The sequence below is a fragment of the Kitasatospora sp. NPDC018058 genome (assembly GCF_044327205.1).
GTDB lineage: Bacteria > Actinomycetota > Actinomycetes > Streptomycetales > Streptomycetaceae > Kitasatospora.
In genome coordinates this window covers 1-14,985 of the sequence record NZ_JBIRFA010000081.1, presented here as the reverse complement: position 1 = coordinate 14,985, position 14,985 = coordinate 1, and the positions used below count along the sequence as shown (strand labels likewise).

At 70.3% G+C, this 14,985-nt stretch carries 17 protein-coding genes and 6 pseudogenes; 11 read left to right on the top strand and 12 right to left on the bottom strand.

Going from position 1 to position 14,985, the window contains the following annotated elements:
- Positions 1 to 44: 44 nt before the first annotated feature.
- Positions 45 to 1,124: pseudogene (locus ACH4E7_RS43715) on the bottom strand (NRAMP family divalent metal transporter); the annotation flags it as partial.
- A gap of 38 nt (positions 1,125 to 1,162) precedes the next feature.
- On the opposite strand from ACH4E7_RS43715, the gene ACH4E7_RS43710 reads away from it, so the two are divergent.
- Positions 1,163 to 2,323, top strand: a complete 1,161-nt coding sequence (locus ACH4E7_RS43710) for an MFS transporter (protein WP_396254789.1) — start codon at positions 1,163 to 1,165, stop codon at positions 2,321 to 2,323.
- 55 nt (positions 2,324 to 2,378) lie between these two features.
- On the top strand, positions 2,379 to 3,041 hold the full coding sequence (locus tag ACH4E7_RS43705; protein ID WP_396254788.1) for a class I SAM-dependent methyltransferase: 663 nt from the start codon (positions 2,379 to 2,381) through the stop codon (positions 3,039 to 3,041).
- Between the two features lie 233 nt (positions 3,042 to 3,274).
- Here ACH4E7_RS43705 and ACH4E7_RS43700 read toward each other — a convergent pair whose 3' ends face one another.
- A complete protein-coding gene (locus ACH4E7_RS43700; RefSeq protein WP_396254787.1) occupies positions 3,275 to 4,255 on the bottom strand; it encodes a GlxA family transcriptional regulator in 981 nt (326 codons plus the stop codon).
- Positions 4,256 to 4,326: 71 nt separating this feature from the next.
- On the opposite strand from ACH4E7_RS43700, the gene ACH4E7_RS43695 reads away from it, so the two are divergent.
- Positions 4,327 to 5,001: an HD domain-containing protein gene (locus ACH4E7_RS43695; RefSeq protein ID WP_396254786.1), complete on the top strand. Its 675-nt coding sequence runs from the start codon at positions 4,327 to 4,329 to the stop codon at positions 4,999 to 5,001.
- 47 nt (positions 5,002 to 5,048) lie between these two features.
- Positions 5,049 to 5,468 carry a RidA family protein gene (locus ACH4E7_RS43690; RefSeq protein ID WP_396254785.1) on the top strand — a complete coding sequence of 140 codons (420 nt, stop codon included), beginning with the start codon at positions 5,049 to 5,051 and terminating at the stop codon, positions 5,466 to 5,468.
- A 235-nt stretch (positions 5,469 to 5,703) separates the two neighbouring features.
- Here ACH4E7_RS43690 and ACH4E7_RS43685 read toward each other — a convergent pair whose 3' ends face one another.
- The gene (locus ACH4E7_RS43685; RefSeq protein WP_396254784.1) at positions 5,704 to 5,937 is read right to left on the bottom strand and encodes a winged helix-turn-helix domain-containing protein; all 234 of its coding nucleotides are present in this window, start codon (positions 5,935 to 5,937) and stop codon (positions 5,704 to 5,706) included.
- Complete coding sequence (locus ACH4E7_RS43680; RefSeq protein WP_396254790.1) at positions 5,909 to 6,139, bottom strand: helix-turn-helix domain-containing protein; 231 nt, start codon at positions 6,137 to 6,139, stop codon at positions 5,909 to 5,911. The genes ACH4E7_RS43685 and ACH4E7_RS43680 overlap by 29 nt, the downstream gene beginning before the upstream one ends.
- Here ACH4E7_RS43680 and ACH4E7_RS43675 point away from each other — a divergent pair.
- Positions 6,117 to 8,111, top strand: a pseudogene (locus tag ACH4E7_RS43675) (cation-translocating P-type ATPase); the annotation flags it as partial. The gene ACH4E7_RS43680 and the pseudogene ACH4E7_RS43675 sit on opposite strands and share 23 nt — an antisense overlap.
- 14 nt (positions 8,112 to 8,125) lie before the next feature.
- Positions 8,126 to 8,749 (top strand): LuxR C-terminal-related transcriptional regulator, encoded by a 624-nt coding sequence (locus ACH4E7_RS43670; protein WP_396254783.1) that lies wholly within the window; start codon positions 8,126 to 8,128, stop codon positions 8,747 to 8,749.
- A gap of 165 nt (positions 8,750 to 8,914) precedes the next feature.
- Here the strand turns inward: ACH4E7_RS43670 and ACH4E7_RS43665 are convergent, their stop codons facing one another.
- The 3 genes from ACH4E7_RS43665 to ACH4E7_RS43655 form a co-directional block, all read right to left on the bottom strand.
- Positions 8,915 to 9,376: a DUF3237 domain-containing protein gene (locus tag ACH4E7_RS43665; RefSeq protein ID WP_396254782.1), complete on the bottom strand. Its 462-nt coding sequence runs from the start codon at positions 9,374 to 9,376 to the stop codon at positions 8,915 to 8,917.
- A 114-nt stretch (positions 9,377 to 9,490) separates the two neighbouring features.
- A complete protein-coding gene (locus ACH4E7_RS43660; protein ID WP_396254781.1) occupies positions 9,491 to 9,904 on the bottom strand; it encodes a hypothetical protein in 414 nt (137 codons plus the stop codon).
- Complete coding sequence (locus ACH4E7_RS43655) at positions 9,901 to 10,467, bottom strand: PaaI family thioesterase (RefSeq protein WP_396254780.1); 567 nt, start codon at positions 10,465 to 10,467, stop codon at positions 9,901 to 9,903. The genes ACH4E7_RS43660 and ACH4E7_RS43655 overlap by 4 nt, the downstream gene beginning before the upstream one ends.
- A gap of 188 nt (positions 10,468 to 10,655) precedes the next feature.
- Here ACH4E7_RS43655 and ACH4E7_RS43650 point away from each other — a divergent pair, with 188 nt between their 5' ends.
- Positions 10,656 to 10,937 (top strand): winged helix-turn-helix transcriptional regulator, encoded by a 282-nt coding sequence (locus tag ACH4E7_RS43650; protein WP_396254779.1) that lies wholly within the window; start codon positions 10,656 to 10,658, stop codon positions 10,935 to 10,937.
- 72 nt (positions 10,938 to 11,009) lie between these two features.
- On the opposite strand, the gene ACH4E7_RS43645 is transcribed toward ACH4E7_RS43650, so the two are convergent.
- Together ACH4E7_RS43645 and ACH4E7_RS43640 are read right to left on the bottom strand one after the other, a co-directional pair.
- The gene (locus ACH4E7_RS43645) at positions 11,010 to 11,318 is read right to left on the bottom strand and encodes a hypothetical protein (RefSeq protein WP_396254791.1); all 309 of its coding nucleotides are present in this window, start codon (positions 11,316 to 11,318) and stop codon (positions 11,010 to 11,012) included.
- 82 nt (positions 11,319 to 11,400) lie between these two features.
- A pseudogene (locus ACH4E7_RS43640) lies at positions 11,401 to 11,913 on the bottom strand (MBL fold metallo-hydrolase); the annotation flags it as partial.
- On the opposite strand from ACH4E7_RS43640, the pseudogene nadC reads away from it, so the two are divergent.
- Together nadC and ACH4E7_RS43630 are read left to right on the top strand one after the other, a co-directional pair.
- Positions 11,834 to 12,568 (top strand): annotated as a pseudogene (gene nadC, locus ACH4E7_RS43635) (carboxylating nicotinate-nucleotide diphosphorylase); the annotation flags it as partial. The pseudogenes ACH4E7_RS43640 and nadC sit on opposite strands and share 80 nt — an antisense overlap.
- Before the next feature lie 22 nt (positions 12,569 to 12,590).
- On the top strand, positions 12,591 to 12,950 hold the full coding sequence (locus ACH4E7_RS43630) for a PhzF family phenazine biosynthesis protein (protein ID WP_396254778.1): 360 nt from the start codon (positions 12,591 to 12,593) through the stop codon (positions 12,948 to 12,950).
- A gap of 114 nt (positions 12,951 to 13,064) precedes the next feature.
- On the opposite strand, the gene ACH4E7_RS43625 is transcribed toward ACH4E7_RS43630, so the two are convergent.
- Positions 13,065 to 13,340 carry a hypothetical protein gene (locus tag ACH4E7_RS43625; protein WP_396254777.1) on the bottom strand — a complete coding sequence of 92 codons (276 nt, stop codon included), beginning with the start codon at positions 13,338 to 13,340 and terminating at the stop codon, positions 13,065 to 13,067.
- A gap of 68 nt (positions 13,341 to 13,408) precedes the next feature.
- On the opposite strand from ACH4E7_RS43625, the pseudogene ACH4E7_RS43620 reads away from it, so the two are divergent.
- Positions 13,409 to 13,522: pseudogene (locus tag ACH4E7_RS43620) on the top strand (chaplin family protein); the annotation flags it as partial.
- A 309-nt stretch (positions 13,523 to 13,831) separates the two neighbouring features.
- On the opposite strand, the gene ACH4E7_RS43615 reads toward ACH4E7_RS43620, so the two are convergent.
- Positions 13,832 to 14,365: a hypothetical protein gene (locus ACH4E7_RS43615; RefSeq protein ID WP_396254776.1), complete on the bottom strand. Its 534-nt coding sequence runs from the start codon at positions 14,363 to 14,365 to the stop codon at positions 13,832 to 13,834.
- A 106-nt stretch (positions 14,366 to 14,471) separates the two neighbouring features.
- Here ACH4E7_RS43615 and ACH4E7_RS43610 point away from each other — a divergent pair, with 106 nt between their 5' ends.
- On the top strand, positions 14,472 to 14,774 hold the full coding sequence (locus ACH4E7_RS43610; protein WP_396254775.1) for a hypothetical protein: 303 nt from the start codon (positions 14,472 to 14,474) through the stop codon (positions 14,772 to 14,774).
- A 19-nt stretch (positions 14,775 to 14,793) separates the two neighbouring features.
- On the opposite strand, the pseudogene ACH4E7_RS43605 reads toward ACH4E7_RS43610, so the two are convergent.
- Positions 14,794 to 14,985, bottom strand: a pseudogene (locus ACH4E7_RS43605) (hypothetical protein); the annotation flags it as partial.

The window sequence follows — 14,985 nt, the reverse complement described above, 5'->3', positions numbered from 1 at the left end:
GAACGGCTCGCGCGACTGGCCATGCACCCACCGGGACCGAGAGGTCACAACCCTACCGAAGAGGGCTGCAGAAGGGATGGTCCTCTAATGAGCGCGACGACCAGGACGACGGCGAGCCAGATGGTGAGGGCCTTGACGTCGATGTGCGGGAAGAGGGTGGCGGTCATCAGGGTGGCGGAGAGCAGAAGCAGGACGGCGATGATGAGGGAGGCGAGGAGGTTGAGCCAGCGGGGGTTGACCCAGGGGCCGAGGACTTCGGGGTCGTTGCAGAGCAGGAGCAGGAAGACGCTGGCGGAGGGCAGGAGGAGTCCGGCGAGGGCCTGGACGGCTTCGGTGATGACCCCCAGCGGGGCGCCGGGGATGAGGACGATGGCGGCGGCGAGCAGCACCATCAGGCTGTAGGAGGCGTAGAACTTCTTCGCTTCGCCGAAGCCGCGGTGCAGGGAGTGCCGCAGGTTGAAGACGTCGCCGAAGGCGTAGCTGGTGGCGAGGGTGACGGCGGCGGCGCCGATGATGCTGGCGTCCATGAGGACGATGGCGAACATGACGCCGAGTGCGTGGCTGTGCTGTTCGAGGGCGTGGGCGACGCCGGCGGCGTCGGTGAACTGGCCTTCGAAGCTTGTGCCGCGGGCGGCGTAGTCCGCGATTATGACGAGGGCGGTCGCTCCGACGACGACGATCGAGCCGATGACGGTGCCCGCGCGTTCGTAGCCGATGAAGCGCGGGGTGATGCGTTTGTCGATGACGTTGGACTGCTGGAAGAAGAGCTGCCAAGGGGCCACGGTGGTGCCAACGATCGCAATGATCAGCAGGACCGCGTCGCCCGTGATGCCGCCCTGGATTCCGGGGACGACGAAGTGGTGGGCGGCCTGGCCCCACTTGGGCCCGGAGAGCAGGGTGAGCGGGACGAGCAGCAGGCTGACGGCGATGAGGGCGAACATGGCGCGTTCCCAGCGGCGGAAGGAGCCGCTGGCGGTGACGGCGATCAGCAGGAGGGCGGAGAGCGGCACCACCCAGTACTTGGATGCGCCGAGGTACTCGGCGGCGAGCGAGATGCCGATGAACTCGGTGACGATGGTGAGGAAGTTGAGGACGAACAGGTCTCCGACGCTGAACCAGCCCCAGAACCTGCCGAAGCACCCTGCAGGTCGCCGGGCTGGCGGTGGCCGGCCGCCTGCCCCCGCTGCTGTTCACCCTTCACGCCGGCGTGCTGGCCGACCGCTGGCCCAAGCGGCCGATCGTCATCGTCTGCGAGCTGGCCAGCGGCGCCGTGCTGGCCAGCGTGCCCCTGGTATCGCTGGTCGCCGCACCGCCCCTGGCCCAGCTGTACGCGGTGACCTTCCTGGTCGCCTCCCTCCAGGTCCTGGGCAGCACGGCGTCCACCGCCTTCGTGCCGCAGCTGGTGGAGCACCACCAGCTGGTGGAGACCAACGCCCGACTGGGCACCGGCAACTCGCTGGCCGACACGGCCGGCTCGAACCTGGGCGGGGTGCTGGTCGGCCTCCTCGGCGCCGCCCGCGCCGTCGCCGCCGACTCCCTCTCCTACCTGCTCTCCGCCATGCTGCTGCTGCGCATCCAGACCCCGGAGCCCGCCCGGACCGAACCCGAGCAGCGCACCAGCGTGCTCGCCGACATCCGCGCCGGCCTCGCCTACACCCTGCGCACACCGCTGGTCCGCGCCGCCGTGCTCTCCAACACCGTGAACGCCTCCGCGATGGCCTCCTGCGCGGCGCTGTGGAGCCTGTTCCTGCTGCGCACCCTCGGCTGGCCGCCCACCGTGCTGGGCCTGGTCATGGGAGCGGGCGGAATCGGCGGAGCGATCGGCGGGATCACCGGCCGCCGCTTGGCGGCCCGCTTCGGACCCGGCCGCGTCATCGTCACCGCCCTGGCCCTGTCCCCGGTGTGCCAGCTCCCGCTGCTCCTGGCCCGCCCCGGCGCCACCGGCCAGGTGGCCATCGGGGCGGCGATGGTCGTCCAGACCGGCTGCGCGGTGGCCAGCGGCGCTCTGCTGCGCAGCATCCGCCAGCTGATCACCCCGCCCGAGATGCAAGGCCGGGCCCAGTCCAGCGGCATGTGGCTGGCGTTCAGCCTGCGCCCACTGGCCGCGCTCCTGGCCGGCGTCCTGGGCACCGCGATCGGGCTGCGCCCGACCCTGACCGCGATCACCTGCCTGCTGGCCGCGCCTGCGTGGATGCTGTGGCGCTCCCCCATCCGCCACCTCACCTCCCTGGCTGCCGCCGGCGCCGCTCCTGCGGCGGCCCTCCCGGCTCAGCCCGCCCCTGCCCTGGAATCCGCCGCCGAGCCCGGCACCCCCACGCCCTGACTCTCTGCCACCTCCGCCTGAGCCGAGCAGCCCGAACCGACCTGGAGCCACGAACATGCCCCTCTTCCCCGGCGCCGCGAGCGCCTACCGCACCTTCCGGCCCGGCCTGCCCGAGGCCGCCGTCGCGCTTCTGACCGACACGGTCCGCGACACGCCCCACCCAGTTCTGCTGGACCTGGGTACCGGCACCGGGCAGGTACCCGCGGCCGTTCATGAGGCATTCGCGCGGGTCGACATCGTCGAGTGCGACCCGGAGATGATCGCCGAAGCGGAGAAGGTGGTGAAGCCGTTCCTTGGGGAGAAGCCGCTCGGCGTGCACCGCTGCCCGGCCGAGGAGTTCACCGCCCCCTACCCCGGCTACCAGGCGAATCTGGTCACGGCCGCCCGGGCGTTCCGCTGGATGAACCAGGAGCAGGTCCTGCGTCTGGTCGACAAGGCAACCGCTCCGGATGCGGTGGTCGCGGTCATGGGCGAGGGCAGCCTGTGGACCGCGAAATCCGCATGGACCGACGCCCTGCGCGAGCTCATCCAGACCTACCTCGGACCCGAGCGCCGCGCCGGCACAGAGGGCACCTACACCCCGCCGCGCCGCCGGTACGAAGACATCCTCGCGGACTCCCCGTTCTCCCGCGTCGAGGAGCACGCCCTGCCCGTGTCGCGGCGATGGCGGCACACACGGTTGATGCGAGGGCTGGAGTCTCTGCCAGTCGTGCCGTGAGCGGAGCGGGCGAGGGCATCGTAGTGGCCTGCTTGCGTTTTCCGGGCTGCAATCGACGGAAACGCTCATCCAGCGCTTCACCTGGCGCCGCCCGACCGCTACCTCGGTGCACCGATCGCCCGCGCGGAGGCCGGGATCTGCCGAGGCCCGAGGCGAGCTGCTCCTATCCCCGGCAGCACGCGGCTCCCGTTTCCAGGCCCTTCCGTCGACCTTCAGCGTCGTGGTGGCCGTTCTCAGTTCGAGCGCGGGAGCGCAGGTGAACAGGCCGGACTGTGCGACGTCGAGCGTGTGAAGGTGCGGCGGTAGGCGGTGGGAGTGGTGTCCAGTACGCGCCGGAAGTGCAGCCGCAGGTTGGCTGCCGTGCCCAGCCCGCAGTCCCGCGCCACCTGATCCACCGAGCACTCCGTGGTTTCCAGCATTTCCCGCGCCCTGCCGAGCCGGGCATTGAGCAACCACTGCAACGGGGTCGTGCCCGTCTCCTCGGTGAACCGGCGCATGAAGGTGCGCTGCGAGAGGCCCGCGTGCCGAGCAAGCACGCGCAGCGTGAGCGGCTCGCCGAGCCGTTGCAGGGCCCATCCCCGGGTCCCGGAGAGCGACGCCTCACCGGCCACCGCGACGGGAGCCGGCACGTACTGGGCCTGCCCACCGTCTCGGTGCGGGGCGGCGACCAGAGCGCGGGCGATCTGGTTGGCCACCTCCGCGCCCAGGTCACGGCGCACGATGTGCAGGCACAGGTCGATGCCGCAGCACACCCCGGCCGAGGTGAGCACGTCGCCCTCGTCGACGTAGAGCACGTCGCGGTCGACCGTGACGGCCGGGAAGCCCCGCTCGAACTCGTCGATGTGTTTCCAGTGGGTCGTGGCGTGCAGCCCGTCCAGTACGCCCGCCGCGGCCAGCGCGAAGGCGCCCGTGCAGATCGACACCACACGCTTGCCCCGGTCGCGGGCTTCGGCCAGTGCCTCGAGCACGGCGTCCGGCAACGGGAGGAGCGGTTCGAATCCCGGCACGATCACGGTGTCGGCGGCGCGCACCTGCTCCAGGCCCCCGTCAGCGACCAAGGCGAAACCCGCGCTGGTGGCCACCTTCGCGTCCAGCGCGCACAGGGTCATCTCGTAGGGGGTTTCCGGCCGGGTGGTGAAGATCTGCGCCGGGATCGCCAGGTCGAGCGGGGTGACCCCGTCCAGCGCCAGGACCGCGACTCGATGCACTGCCATGGCAAGATTCTATCGAAGTATGGAAATTTTGCCTCTCACCAGGTCAGGGGGGTCACGGCCAGGCTGAAGACATGACCGGACCTACCCACGAGGCAACCGCCGACCTGATCACGCTCCCCGGCACACCGCTTGCCGACGCCGTCGTGAACCTCATCCAGCCGGTGGAAACGCCATCCGTCTTCAACCACAGCATCCGCAGTTACCTGTTCGCCCGGCTGGTGGCCGGCCGCCTCGGCCTGGCCGCCGGCCACGACTACCACGACGAGCTGTTATTCGCCGCGTGCGCGATGCACGACCTCGGCGTGGCGTCGGACGGCCCGCACAGCCAGCGGTTCGAGGTCGAAGGCGCCGACCGGGCCGCCTCATTCCTGACCGACCGCGGAGTACCCGCAGCCGACGCCGACCAGGTCTGGCAGGCCATCGCCCTGCACACCTCCCCGGGCATCGCGGAACGCCGCGGCACGCTGTGTGTGCTCGTCCGCGAGGGCGTCGCCCTCGACTTCGGCGGCCCAGTGGGCGCCAACCACGTCGACGCCGTCACCGACGAGGAGGCCGACGCCGTGCACGCCGCCTATCCACGGCTGGACATGATCCGCTCACTCACCGACGCGATCGTCGCGCAGGCCGCGAAAGACCCGAAGAACGCACCCCGGTACACGATCCCCGGCGAACTCCTCCGCGAACGCGAGACCTTCGGCCGGACCCGACTGGAGCACACCTGCCGTTCGTCCCGCTGGGGCAACTGACTTCACGGAGCCTACGACCCCGTCAACAAGAAAAGGGAAGCACCGCAATGACCGTCCACACCGTCGAGGTCCCCGAGGACAACGCAGTCTTCGGGCAAACCACCAGCGCCTTCGCAAGCTTCGGCTATTCCGCCGCGGTCCGCGCGCACGGCCTCTTGTTCATCGCCGGAACGATCGGTCGCCGCGCCGACGGAACCATCCCGGACACCATCGAAGAGCAGACCGAGATCGCCCTCCGGAAGATCGAAGAGATCCTCCGGCTGGAGAACCTCGACATGTCCGCCCTTGTCGACGTCACCAGCTACCACGTCGACATCCGCCGGCACCTGCCCGGCTTCATCGAGGCCAAACAGCGCCTCGTCGAAGCCCCCTACCCGACCTGGACGATCATCGGGGTCAGCGGCCTCGCCAGCCCGGGACTCCTCGTCGAGATCCGCGCGACCGCCGCCTACCCCGACGCTTCCTAGACCGCCGCTCCTGGGCCCGCCCCCGGGCCCAGGAGCCCGACCTTCCTGTCTCGCTTGCCGGACCCGTCCTGGCTGGCGATTCCGGGACACTCCGTCGTTGTCGGGGCTGCTTGCCGCCTTCACCGGCGTCTCCCGGATTGGGCTGCCCCCAGCTTCACCTTGCTGCTGCGACAGCACAGCGGCAGCAGTCTCACACCGCCACTCGGTTCAACAGCGCTTCACGGCGCTCGACCTCCTACTTCCACAGCTCGACCGCACTCTCATCCCGCTCGAGCGCCCTGCGGGTCGGGGCCTGCCGGGACCATCCGTGCCGGTTCAGCAGCCGCCACACGCTTGCAATCGACAGCCTCATCCGGAACCGGTGGCCGATCTCCGTCTGGATCCGGGCCAGCGTCCACCGTTGCTCCTCGAACCCGTGCACGGCCAGCCCCCTGCCCAACTCAGGTTCCAGCTCGACGAACTGGGACACCGACAGCTTCGGCGTACGCGCGAGGCCAGTCGAGCGCAGGGCCTCCGGCCCGCCGCCAGGCCCGCCGCCAGCGCTCCACCGACCGTTCACTGACTCGGAGGTCACGGGCGATCACCGACGTCTTCTCGCCAGCTCCGAACCGGGCACCGGCCCTCCAGTCGAACCTGTTCACGAAACCCCCACTGGCTGACCGCCACTGCATGGTCTTCGAGGGCACCACGGTGGTCGCCCGACACGGCCGGGCCATCGTGGTGGGCACCGGCGACCAGACCGAGGCCGGCCGGGCAGCGCATCTGGCCTCACATGCCCAGCCCGCGCCCGGCGTCCAGGCCGGGCTGCACGAACTGACCAGCCAGATGCTGCCGTTCACGCTGCTGGGCGGCGCCGCCGTGACCGTCCTGTCGCTGCTGCGCGGCCGACCAGTACGACAGGCGGTCCGCGGCGGGCTGGCAGTCGCGGTGGCCGCCGTCCCGGAAGGTCTGCCGCTGGTGGCGACCGTCGCGCAACTGGCCGCCGCCCGCCGGCTCAGCCGGATCGGCATCCTCGTCCGTACTCCCCGGGCGCTGGAGGCGCTCGGCCGGATGGACACCATCTGCTTCGACAAGACCGGCACCCTGACCGAGAACCGACTGCGGGTGGAGGGCGTGGCCACTGCTGACGGAACCGAGCATGCGGCGGACAGCGCCGAAGCGGCACCGCTGCTCCAGGCCGCCGCGCTGACCTGCCGCACTCCCGACCAGGAAGCCGGCATCCACGCCCACTCCACCGACGAAGCGATCCTCCAGGCGACCCCGCCCGAGTCGCCCTGGACGCCCGTCGAAGTGCAGCCCTTCGAAGCCAGCCGAGGGTACGCCTCGGCCGTCGGAACCGACGCGGACGACACCAACATGCTTCTGGTGAAGGGTGCGCCCGAGGTCGCGCTGCCCGCCTGCCAGGACGGCGCCGACGACGGCGCCGCGCAAGCCCTGGCCGAGGACGGCCTGCGAGTGCTGGCAGTCGCCGGCCGCCAGCTGACCCGTGGCGAGAAGCCCGCCGAGGTACTCGGCCGACCACTGGCAGAACTCAACCTGCTCGGCTTCGTCGCCCTGGCCGACACGGCGCGCCCCAGCTCCGCGCCGCTGGTGACGGATCTGCGCCAGGCTGGCGTGCGGCCCGTGATGCTCACCGGCGACCACCCCCGGACGGCCCGCGCGGTGGCTGTCCAACTCGGCTGGCCCGAGGACGTATCCGTGGTCACCGGCGACGAGCTGGCCGCCGCGGACCGGGCAGGACGGGCCCGTAAACTGCGCGACTGCGGCGTGGTCGCCCGGGTCGCTCCCGAGCAGAAGCTGCACGTGATCGAAGCGCTGCAGGCAGCCGGGCAGGTGATCGCGATGGTCGGCGACGGCGCCAACGACGCCGCCGCGATCCGCGCTGCCGACATCGGGGTCGGCAGCGCGGTACACGGCTCGGCCGCGGCCAGGAACGCGGCCGACCTGGTGATCACCGGCGACGACCTGTCGATGCTGGTCGCCGCCGTCGCCGAAGGCCGCGCCCTGTGGCGCAGCGTCGCCGACGCGATCAGTGTCCTGATCGGCGGCAACGCCGGCGAGACGGGCTTCTCCGTCCTCGGCACCCTGCTGTCGGGGTCCTCTCCCCTGTCGACCCGGCAGATCCTGCTGGTAAACCTGCTCACCGACATGTTCCCGGCGATGGCGGTCTCGGTCGCTCCCAGGGACGAACCTGCCGAGGAGACAGCGGACGGTGAGTCCGCCCTGGCCGACAGCATCCCCGTGGGCGTCGCCGCCCTCGGCGATCCGCTGACGCGGCAGATCAGGCACCGCGGCATCGTCACCACGCTCGGCGCGACCACGGCCTGGATCCTCGGGACCGTCACCCCTGGCTCCGCACGGCGGACCAGCACGATGGCGCTGTGCGGCGTGGTCGGTGTCCAGCTCACCCAGACCGTGACCGGACGGCGGCACAGCCCGCTGGTCCTGGCGACCGTCCTCGGATCCGCGGCCGTACTGGTCGCCCTGATCGAGACGCCGCTGGTCAGCCAGTTCTTCGGCTGCACCCCTCTCGGTCCCATCGCCTGGGCAGGCATCGCCACCGCCATGGGCGTCGCCGCACTGGGCCCACGGCTGGCGCCGAGGATCGAGCAGCTCGCCCAACAGCTCGCAGAGGCCACCTGACAAGCTCGACTGCGTTGCGCATCGCGGTGTCGGCCTGCGAGCGGGAGCTGATCAGCGTGCAGCCCGACGGCGGCCGTCCGGAGGACGCGCTGGCCGAGAGTGCGGAGCGGGTGCTGCCCAGACTGCGGCAGGGAGTGCGCAATCGCAGCCTGTACCAGCACGTGGTGCGCGCCCACCCGCCCACCATGCGCTTCGTGGAGCAGGTGATCGAGGCGGGCGGCGAGGTGCGGACGCTGAGCGACCTGTCCGAGCGGATGATCGTCTGCGACCGGACAGTGGCGTTCATTCCCGCTTCGGCGGGCCGTCGCGACGAAATGCTGGCGATCCGGGATACCGGGGTCATCGATTTCCTGATCGGCGTGTTCGAACGAGCCTGGCTGCGGGCCGCACCGTTGGAGCCGAACCCAGCCCGGGCGACCGACCCGGACATCACCTCCGACCTGCAACTGTCGATCATGCGACTGCTGATCACCGGCAGCACCGACTCCGCCATCGCTCACCGCCTCGGCGTCAGCAGCCGTACCATCACCGAACACGTCCGGCGGATCTCCAGACGACTCAACAGCAGCAGCCGGGCCCAGCTCGGCTACCTGATCGCCACGTCGGGGGTGCTCGACGAGCCGATATCCCAGATGTGATCACTACGGCCGTGAAGCCGGGCGCAGACGAGCGCAGTGCGTCCGGTGACCGTCACCGACACGGCCGTCGCCGCCGCGCGCCTCCTGGCTGGAAGCACCTCGTCGGTGCCCCGGGCCCCGCTGGTACCACCGGAATCCGACCGTTGCTGAGCCGAATGGCGCGGTCTACAGGACCCGGTAGATCCGGTACTCGATCTGCTTCGCTCCGGCCAGACGCCCCTCTGCCACGAAGAGGTTCTGAGTGAGCCACGCGTAGGAGTCGTCGCCGGTGTCGAACTCGGGCACCATGCGCATGTACTGGTCTGTCCAGCCGGTCTCGCCGCCGTTGGACAGGGCGTTGAGGAACGCCTCGCTCGGGCGGATCAGGCCGGTGTCGTAGTGGAGGAGGATGACGGCTCCGTCACGCGTCAGCAGCTGTGCGCGCAGGTCCTGGCGACGGATGCCGTCGGGGCCGAGGCGGATCCAGTCGGTTCCCGGCATCGCGAGCGTGGCGTCAATGCGATCGCCGGTCAACGACGCCGAAGCCACCTTCCAGCAGAGCCGTTCGCCGAGGGGCGAGCCCGTTGTCGGAGTCAGCGGACCCTCGATCGTCTCCCTGTAGGTCATCTCGTACTCGAGGCCGATCACGCTCCGCTCCGAAGGGCTTCGGACGGAGCCTGGTGGGGCCGCAGGTGGGGTGCGGGTTCTTGCGTCATGATGGCTCTTTTCGTGATTCCTCGATGGCCCCGGCCGGCGTGCTGGTCAACTCCGTATCAGGCCTGAACTGCTGCCACGCAGGACGGTCGTACCGCGCTGGTTGACGATGGTGATGTCGAATTCCACCGCCGTGCCTGTGTTCCGTGCTTCGAGTGCTCGTACGACGACGTTCGCGGTGATCGTGTCACCTGCCCACACGGGCTGGAGGAACTCCCAGCTCATGGTGCGGGCGATGAAGTCGAGCCGGCCGCCGACCTGGGTGGCGAGGGAAGCGGTGAACAGTCCGTGGGCCATCACACCCTCGGCGCCGGGCCGGTGGTGGCGTCCGTGGTCGCCGACCAGGGAGCCGAACGCCGCGATGTCCTCGCAGGAGACGGTCCGTTGAGCGGTATGGACCCGTCCCACGAAGAGGTGCCGGGGAGGGTGGTCGTCTTCGGCGCCGGCCGGTGGTGCGGTCATCGGGTGCCCCCGAGGCCGAAGGAGGCCTCGCCTGGAGAGTCGGCGGTCGTAGGAAGGGGCTTGGGGCGGATTAGGCAGGTGCTCCTGCCGATCGCGCACAGCCGCTGGTCCGCGTCGAGTGCGCGGCACGTGGCCACTGCGCGGCTGCGGCCGAGGTGGACCAATTCGGCGTCGACGGTGACGCTGCCGTCGACCGTCTTCACCGGGCGGAGGAAGTCGACGCTGAGGTCGGCGGTGACGATGTCCTGGTCTGCGGCGGCCGCGGAGAGTACGGCGCAGCCCAGGGCCGAGTCGATGACGGTGGAGAGGATGCCGCCGGCGAGGAATCCGAGATGGTTGACGACGAAGCCGTGCACGGGCATGTCGAACCGCACCCGGCCGGGATCGGCGTTCACCATCGTGATGCCGAGCACCTGGGCGACGGGCGGCGGGGTGACCTCGCCGCTCATGAGGCCCCGCAGGTACTCCAAGCCGGACTCCTCCCGTCTGGTGGCGAAGAGCGCACCCGGCTCCCTCCAACTGAGGGTCGCGACACGTTCCCTGACGATGTCCTGCTGAGCCATCCCGCCCCCTTGGGTCCCCATGGGTCGAACTGTCGAGCCGAGAGTGCTTCGAATATCGAAGCGCACCCGGGGTGTGATGCTACCGTTTCGGAATCCGAAGCAGAAGGGCCCGACGGGAGGTCCCACTCGTGTCAGCGACACCCAGGCCGAGCCAACCGGTGCGTGGATCCACCACGGGCCGACCGGTGATGGCAGCCCTCGACCTGTTCGGACGCCGTTGGAGTCTGCGCGTCCTCTGGGAACTACGGCACGAGCCACTCGGCTTCCGGCTGCTGCAGCAACGCTGCGACGGCATGTCGTCAAGCGTCCTTCGGCAACGCCTCACAGAGCTCCAGGAGGCCCGCCTCGCCGAACGGCTGTCCGACGGCAGCTATGCCCTCACCGCCCTCGGCCAGGACGCTCACCAGGCCCTGCGTCCGCTCACCGAGTGGTCGCGGCGGTGGGCGGCCGAGCTTGAACTCGGACCGTGACGCAGCTCCCTGCGGCGGCGCGGACCGTGGTTGCGGTGTTGTCGGCCGAGCGGCGGCGGCACGGCGTGCCGGTCATCGGCTCACGCCTTGCGCCCGTGCGCGGCGCGTGGTCGCGGGGAGGACGTGGCCGAACACGCTGCCGGAGAAGTGTCCGTCGGCCAGGACGGTGTCCGGGTTCTCGAGTTCCTTGAGGACGCGCTCCCGGGTCGCGGTGGCCGTGGCGGGATCATGGTCGAACGCGCAGGTCCAGTGGGTTTCGGTGACCTGGACTTGGGTGTGCATGACGTCGCCGAGGATGAGCAGGCGCCGGGGGTCCTTGCCCGAGGGGTCGGTGACGACCAGGCTGAGGTGTCCGGGGGTGTGGCCGGCGGTGTCCAGCACGCGCACCCCGGGCGCGATCTCTTCGCCGTCGGCGACGAAGCCGATCCGGTCGGCCAGGGGCGCCTGGACGGCCAGTGGATCGGGGCCGGCGGGGTCGGCGGTGCCGGACCAGTGGTTCCACTCGGTCTCGGTGCTCAGGTGCCGGGCGCGGGAGAAGGTCAGCTCGGTGACGGGCCGGTCCGGGGCGAGGCCGGAGGCCGGAGGCCGGGGCGAACGGGCTGGTCCAGCCGACGTGGTCGTGGTGCAGGTGCGTGTAGACCACGGTGTCGATGTCGGCGGGTGTCAGGCCCTCGTCGGCGAGCGAGTCGAGGAGGGATCCGCCGTGGAAGTCGGCCACTCCCGGAACCGTGAACTCGACGCGCCCCAGCCCGAGGTCGACGAGGAGGTTGCGCGTGTCAGCGGTGCGGATCAGGAACGAGCCGATGCTGACGGTGAACCGGCTGTCGAGGTCGAGGTGCGCGCCGTGCGTGGCCCAGCCGTCGGGGGCGCTGCCCGGGAGGAAGGCGGAGGGGTTGATGCGGCCGTACCCGTCGGGCAGGAAGGTGACCGTGGTGCTGCCGACGTTCAGCCGGGTGCGCGGTGCGGGGTGGGTCATGAGGACCTCCGGGAAGAACGTTGCCTTGTCCGCCGCCTGGTGTGTGCACGTCTCGGCATCCCGTCCCATCACTGAGAAGGGGAGACCCCAGACCATGAACGAATTCCCCGCAACAGCGGCGCGCACCGCCGTTTCCGCGGCCTTGGCCGAGGACGCGTCAGGGCAGGACATCACCACCTTATGGAGCGTTCCCGAGGCATTGGCAGCCGTGGCCGAAATCCGCACCCGGCACAACGGCATCGCAGCCGGCCTCCCCGTGGTCGCCGAGGTCTTCACTCAGGTCGACCCCGAGATCAAGCTCGAAGCGACCGTCCGCGACGGGGCCCGGCTGGTCGAAGGCGACGTCCTGGTACGCCTGTCCGGTCCGGCGCGCAGCCTGATCACAGGGGAGCGCACGGCACTGAACTTCCTTCAGCGCATGTGCGGCATCGCGACGCTCACCGACCACTACGTCCAGGCCGTGGCCGGGACCGGGACGCGCATCCTCGACACCCGCAAGACAGCGACGGGCCTACGGGCCCTGGACAAGTACGCGGTGACCGTCGGCGGTGGACGCAACCATCGACTCGACCTCGCGGCGATGGTACTGCTCAAGGAGAACCACATCGCCGCGGCAGGCGGAGTGACTGCGGCGATCGAGGCGGTCCGGCTCGCGATGACGCGCACGGGGCAGGCCGTTGAGATCCCGCACCGCACTCGCCGAACTCGCCCCGGACTTCGCCCTCCTGCGCGCAGCCTGCGACCGCTACGGCCTGCTGGGCTGCTACGTCTACTCGCCCCCGGACCGGCTCGGCCGGGCAGCGGCCCGGATGTTCGCCCCGTCGATCGGCGTCCCGGAGGACATCGCCAACGCCAACAGCACGGCCTGCCTGGCCGCTGCGCATGCGACAACAGGTGGGGCCGACAACCTTGCGGTCGACATGGGCGATCACCTCGGCAGCCCGTCCACCATCACTGCAACAGTCGACCAGCGCCGCCCGGAACCACGGATCCGGGTGGGCGGCCAGGCAGTCACCACGCGAACCGTCGCGCGCTGAACCGGCCGCCATCCGCCGGTCCTGGGTCCGGCACCGCACCGACTGGACCTCGCCGAAAGCCGGCGTCGCGTTGGCGCGGTGGGCCGTCCCGGGAGGCCTGGTCCTGTTCCGGGATCAGGCCTGCTTGCGCGCGGCCACGACCAGGAGCGGTGGCCTGATGAGGTGTTCGGCCAGGTCTGGTCGACGGGCGACGTCGGCGGGGGTGGGCTGGGGTTCGTCCAGCGCGGCAAGGGTGAGCCCGGCTCGAGTCAGTGCGCTGACGTGGGTGGACAGCTTGTGGTGGTACTTGGTGACGGTGGTGTCGAACCAGCTCTGGGAACGGGCTGATTCCTGCCCGTAGGCGGTGACGGACCATACGGTCCGTTCGTCTCCGTCGGCCCAGCCGGTCATCGGGTGCTGCCCGGTGCATACGGGGTGAGCTGCCCCGACTCTCGTGGAGTCCGTGATCGTGTGTTCAGGTGGCCGGTTCGGGCTGCGGTGGCCTCGTGAACCTGGGCAGTGCTGCCGCGGGCGTCGCGATGGCGTCGGTCGGGTCGCTTTCGGGCAACCTGCTGCAGGTGCCCCTCAGCGTGCCGATTGGGGTGAGGTGGACTCAAGGTCGATGGACCAGCCCCTCCCTGATCCCGTTCGACCTGGCCGACGCCGAGGCACAGAACATCGGCGGATACGTCATCATCCGCCCCGCCACAGCCCGCCCGGCCGGCCTGGCGGCGATGCGGGAAGAGACCGAGGGCTGGAGGGCGCCGAAGCCCTCTACCGGTTGGCTCTGTTCGCGAGAGGGCCGAGATTCAGCAGGGCCGCCATCGACATCCCGAGCGTCACGCAGCGGGACGACGGCCGCCGCCACGGCGCCCGGCCCGTGGCCGTCCGGGGACCAGCCCCTACTGGCCGCAGAACTTCTTGGCCGCCAGGGCCGCTCCGTCGGTGAAGCCCTTCTGGTAGTTCGGGTCCACCGCGGTGAGGCTCTGCGGCGGCTTCGCGGTGCAGCTGCTCTTGATCGCTGCGAATCCGTCTGAGAAGCCCTTCTTGTACTGGTCGTTGGCACCCTTCTGCTCACTCTGCGGCTTCGGCGTGCTGCCGCAGTTCACGGTGCCGTCCTTGTTGCCCGAAACGGTGTAGCGGCCGGGCCCGAGGTTGTTGAAGGAGAAGGATCCGTTGGTGAGCTTCGCTCCGCCGCCTCCGTTGCCTCCGGAGAACGACACCGTGTCGGATTTGAAACCGGAAGCGGAGAGGGTGAACTTCGGATCATTGGGCTTCGAGTTGGCCGAGTCCTGCGTGAGCAGACACCTGGCCTTGGCGGGGACAAGGGCAGGCGCCTGTCCAGCCGCTCCCTGCGCGGCAACGGCGGCGGGCCCGAGAGCCAGTGAGGACAGGAGTAGCGGGGCGAGTATCGCGAGACGGCGGGTGCGAATCATCGTTCCTCCTCATGCGACCGCGGGGTGGCACGCGCGTCTGCCGCACGGCGTCCGCGCGGGCACATCGTGTACTCTCTTTCTTTCATGCTCCGCCGCCCCACAGGGAGTGTCGAACGGAACCGCTGGCGCGCCTTTTCCCGGCCTGCGGCTGCGCGAGCTCGTCGACCAGCGCCTCGCCCAGAAGCGGCCGCAGCGACGAACGCACCGCCGACCGGCACGCCGACACCGGAGACGAGACCGCCTTCGCCACCGCAGCCGACATGCGCCGAGTGACAGCGCGTGCGCGACCACCGCCGAGACCCAGGCCAAGCGCTACGACCCGGACCACGACGCCGTCCTCCAGCACGCGCTGCGCGCCGAGCGCCACCGGCAGGATGTCGCCGCCTACGCCCGCGAGGCCGCCTACTAGGGCGTGTATTTGGTTGTGATCAAGCGGTGGTTCTGGTGAGGTCTTTGATCCAGATCATTGCGCCGCGGAGGTGGAGGCCGGCGAGGTAGCTTTCCGGGGTCTTGTCATAGCGGGTGGGTGCGCCACGAGGCGCCATGGAGTCGAGTGAGGTGAGAGACCTGCACTGCCGGGTTGTCGCAGCAACCTGGTTGAAGCTGAGGGCAGTTCGTTT

Bases quoted from the DNA above. Each gene is read 5' to 3' on its own strand.
- ACH4E7_RS43705 (WP_396254788.1), top strand. From the start codon at position 2,379: ATGCCCCTCTTCCCCGGCGCCGCGAGCGCCTACCGCACCTTCCGGCCC.
- ACH4E7_RS43700 (WP_396254787.1), bottom strand. From the start codon at position 4,255: ATGGCAGTGCATCGAGTCGCGGTCCTGGCGCTGGACGGGGTCACCCCG.
- ACH4E7_RS43695 (WP_396254786.1), top strand. From the start codon at position 4,327: ATGACCGGACCTACCCACGAGGCAACCGCCGACCTGATCACGCTCCCC.
- ACH4E7_RS43690 (WP_396254785.1), top strand. From the start codon at position 5,049: ATGACCGTCCACACCGTCGAGGTCCCCGAGGACAACGCAGTCTTCGGG.
- ACH4E7_RS43680 (WP_396254790.1), bottom strand. From the start codon at position 6,139: ATGCAGTGGCGGTCAGCCAGTGGGGGTTTCGTGAACAGGTTCGACTGG.
- ACH4E7_RS43660 (WP_396254781.1), bottom strand. From the start codon at position 9,904: ATGACCGCACCACCGGCCGGCGCCGAAGACGACCACCCTCCCCGGCAC.
- ACH4E7_RS43655 (WP_396254780.1), bottom strand. From the start codon at position 10,467: ATGGCTCAGCAGGACATCGTCAGGGAACGTGTCGCGACCCTCAGTTGG.
- ACH4E7_RS43650 (WP_396254779.1), top strand. From the start codon at position 10,656: ATGGCAGCCCTCGACCTGTTCGGACGCCGTTGGAGTCTGCGCGTCCTC.
- ACH4E7_RS43625 (WP_396254777.1), bottom strand. From the start codon at position 13,340: ATGACCGGCTGGGCCGACGGAGACGAACGGACCGTATGGTCCGTCACC.
- ACH4E7_RS43615 (WP_396254776.1), bottom strand. From the start codon at position 14,365: ATGATTCGCACCCGCCGTCTCGCGATACTCGCCCCGCTACTCCTGTCC.